The organism is Lutibacter sp. (assembly GCF_041596795.1).
Classification (GTDB): domain Bacteria; phylum Bacteroidota; class Bacteroidia; order Flavobacteriales; family Flavobacteriaceae; genus Lutibacter.
This window is the reverse complement of record NZ_JBFHHX010000254.1, coordinates 1-2436: the sequence shown is the minus strand read 5'-3', so window position 1 is coordinate 2436 and position 2436 is coordinate 1. Positions and strand designations below refer to the sequence as shown.

The window sequence follows — 2436 nt, the reverse complement described above, 5'->3', positions numbered from 1 at the left end:
GTATTGCCATTGCTATAATGCTACCCATTGAAGCTGCCAAACCTTCAATTTTACCAGTTATTTTTACAGATCCTTCAGCTGCAGTTTCTTTTATATGGTTGTAAACAGGAATTCCTTCTGTAATGCTGCCGCCATAAAGATTTACAATATCAATATGAATATGAGTGTTTGTTGCCTTTAAGGTATTGAACATCTCAATAAACTTTGCAGAGTTAAAAGTGTTATCTGAGTTAAAAGAAGCAACGTATCCAGTTAATGTAACTGAAGCTTTTTGCTGCTTTTTATCTTCGTTAACAATGGTAAAGTTTTTAATCATTTTTATCGGTTTGTTGAAGCAAAATTGCATCGTTTGGGTGGCGTTCACAAATAAGAAATCAACCATTGTAATTAAAACCGCAACCATTGTAATTATGCTCACAATGGTTGATTTTAGTTTTTAAATACCGATCCTAAAGTTTCAATTTTGTTGTGTAAATAATTCAATTATGCAAGACATATTAGTAGATGACTCAGGAAATTTACGCATAGAAAATGGCGACTTTGTTATTGGTAGCAGCACGCTGCAACACCAAAACCACATTATAATTGCGGAAAAAGGAGAGTATAAAGAAACACCTGAAATTGGTGTGGGTGTGTTAACCGAACTGCTGAATGAAAATACACGAGAATTATTAACTAAAATTCGCAGAAACTTTGAGTATGATGGTATGACTGTGAATAAATTAAATATAGCAACTAATGGCAACATTCTAATTGATGCCGAATACAACTAACAATATGGCTGGTGGAAGATTAAATAAAAATGAAGCGGACAAAAAGAAACGTCAAGGCTTACGTATGTTTATTAACGGATTCTCCAAAGATGAGATTGCCGATATTTTAGAAGTACATATTGAAACTGTTAAACGCTGGGCAAACCAGTTTAATTGGGAAGATGAAAAAGATGTACACTCTATTAGCATTGTTGAACTAAGAAAAGAAGTGCTACAAACTTTTGCCGATATGAAGGAAGGTAAAACTCCTAAACTATCAGCAGATCAGTTGTCAAAATTAGCAGCCACTTTTGATAAGTTAAGCGATAATAAAAAGGCTTTAAGCTATATGTATCAAAACTTCGAGAGTTTAAGCAATGCCATTTTAAAAGATGCTTTAAGCGAACGTGCAAAAAAAACCAAAGATTATAAGTTAGAGGTTGCCAAGTACGTACGTGAAGTAATGGACCAGTTAACCAGTGCCACCTATAAAGAAGTTTTTAATGACTAAAACAGAGTTAAAAATAGCACAGGAGAAATTTGCCGAACGCAGCAAGTTTATACGATCTGCAACGCTTTTAAGTATTGCAGAAAAAAGTGAAACAACTGCAGAGCAAGAAACACGCATTAAACGTTTATTAAAACCAAACCATTACAACGAGTTTTTTGATTACTACTTTGGTATGAATGCGCCTGTTCCATTAGCCGATGCTCCGTGTGCCGATTTTCACCAAAACTCGTACATTAAAGTTTTTAACGATCCTTTTATTGTGCAAATGCGCCAATGGTTCCGTGGTGCTGCAAAATCTATACATACCAATGTGGGTAATGTATTACACTTAAAACAAAACGACTTGTTAAACTTTGCCTTGTTAATTGGCAGAAACCAAGATGCTGCCAAACTATTATTAGGTGACATTCAAATGCACCTAGAAAGTAACGAGCGTATAATCAAAGATTTTGGAATGCAAATGAGTTACGGTAACTGGGCAGATGGCGAGTTTGAAACGCAAGACAGTAAGTACTTTAAAGCTTTAGGTTTAAACCAACCTTTTAGAGGTTTAAGACGTGGAGAGTTCCGCCCTGATTTTGCCAGTGTAGATGATTGTGAAGATAGAAAAGAAGCTAAAAACAAAATTTTAATTGCTGAAAAAGGCGAAAAAATTACAGGAGATCTTGTTAAAGCTTTTCACTTAAAACGTGGTCGTTTAATAGTGCCTAACAATTACATTGTAAAAGATGGTTTAATAGATTTTATCCAGGATAAATTTAAAGATTCTAAACACTTCGATTTATCAAAAGTAAACCTACGAGATAAAAATGGAGCTCCAAGTTGGCACCAACGTTACAGCCAACAAATGGTAGATGATATTGATGCTAAAACCGATTACTTTACATCGCAACGTGAAGACTATAACAATCCAATTGAAGAGGGAAAACTCTTTAAAAAAGAATGGATACGTTACGAAAAAGTACCACCAAATACCAAATGGAATGCTTTAATACTGTATTGGGATTTAAGTTACAAAGCTACTGGAGATTATAAAGCCTGTTGGTTACTGGGTGTAACACAACAAAAAATATATGCCTTAGATGTTTTTTGCCGTAGATGTGAATTAACTGAAGCTGTAAACTGGCATTACGATAAAGCACAGGCTCGTGGCAAACAAGGTTTAAGTGCCTT

General features: G+C 34.7%; 4 protein-coding genes. 3 read left to right on the top strand and 1 reads right to left on the bottom strand.

Annotated elements, in window-relative coordinates:
- Nucleotides 1–418 (bottom strand): ATP-dependent Clp protease proteolytic subunit (locus ABY298_RS16020; RefSeq protein ID WP_372747047.1); only part of this gene is annotated, 418 nt, incomplete at its 3' end.
- Nucleotides 419–485: 67 nt separating this feature from the next.
- Here ABY298_RS16020 and ABY298_RS16015 point away from each other — a divergent pair.
- The 3 genes from ABY298_RS16015 to ABY298_RS16005 form a co-directional block, all read left to right on the top strand.
- Entirely contained in the window at nt 486–773 is a 288-nt protein-coding gene (locus tag ABY298_RS16015) for an oxidase (RefSeq protein WP_372747045.1), read from the top strand.
- Nucleotides 757–1263, top strand: coding sequence for a hypothetical protein (locus ABY298_RS16010; RefSeq protein WP_372747043.1), 507 nt, complete (start codon nt 757–759; stop codon nt 1261–1263). Before ABY298_RS16015 ends, ABY298_RS16010 begins: the two co-directional genes overlap by 17 nt.
- On the top strand, nt 1256–2436 hold a 1181-nt coding region (locus tag ABY298_RS16005; protein ID WP_372747042.1), incomplete at its 3' end, for a hypothetical protein. The genes ABY298_RS16010 and ABY298_RS16005, both read left to right, overlap by 8 nt.

Excerpts from the sequence above, each read along its gene's own strand:
- ABY298_RS16010 (WP_372747043.1), top strand. The coding sequence starts at position 757 with ATGCCGAATACAACTAACAATATGGCTGGTGGAAGATTAAATAAAAAT.
- ABY298_RS16015 (WP_372747045.1), top strand. The coding sequence starts at position 486 with ATGCAAGACATATTAGTAGATGACTCAGGAAATTTACGCATAGAAAAT.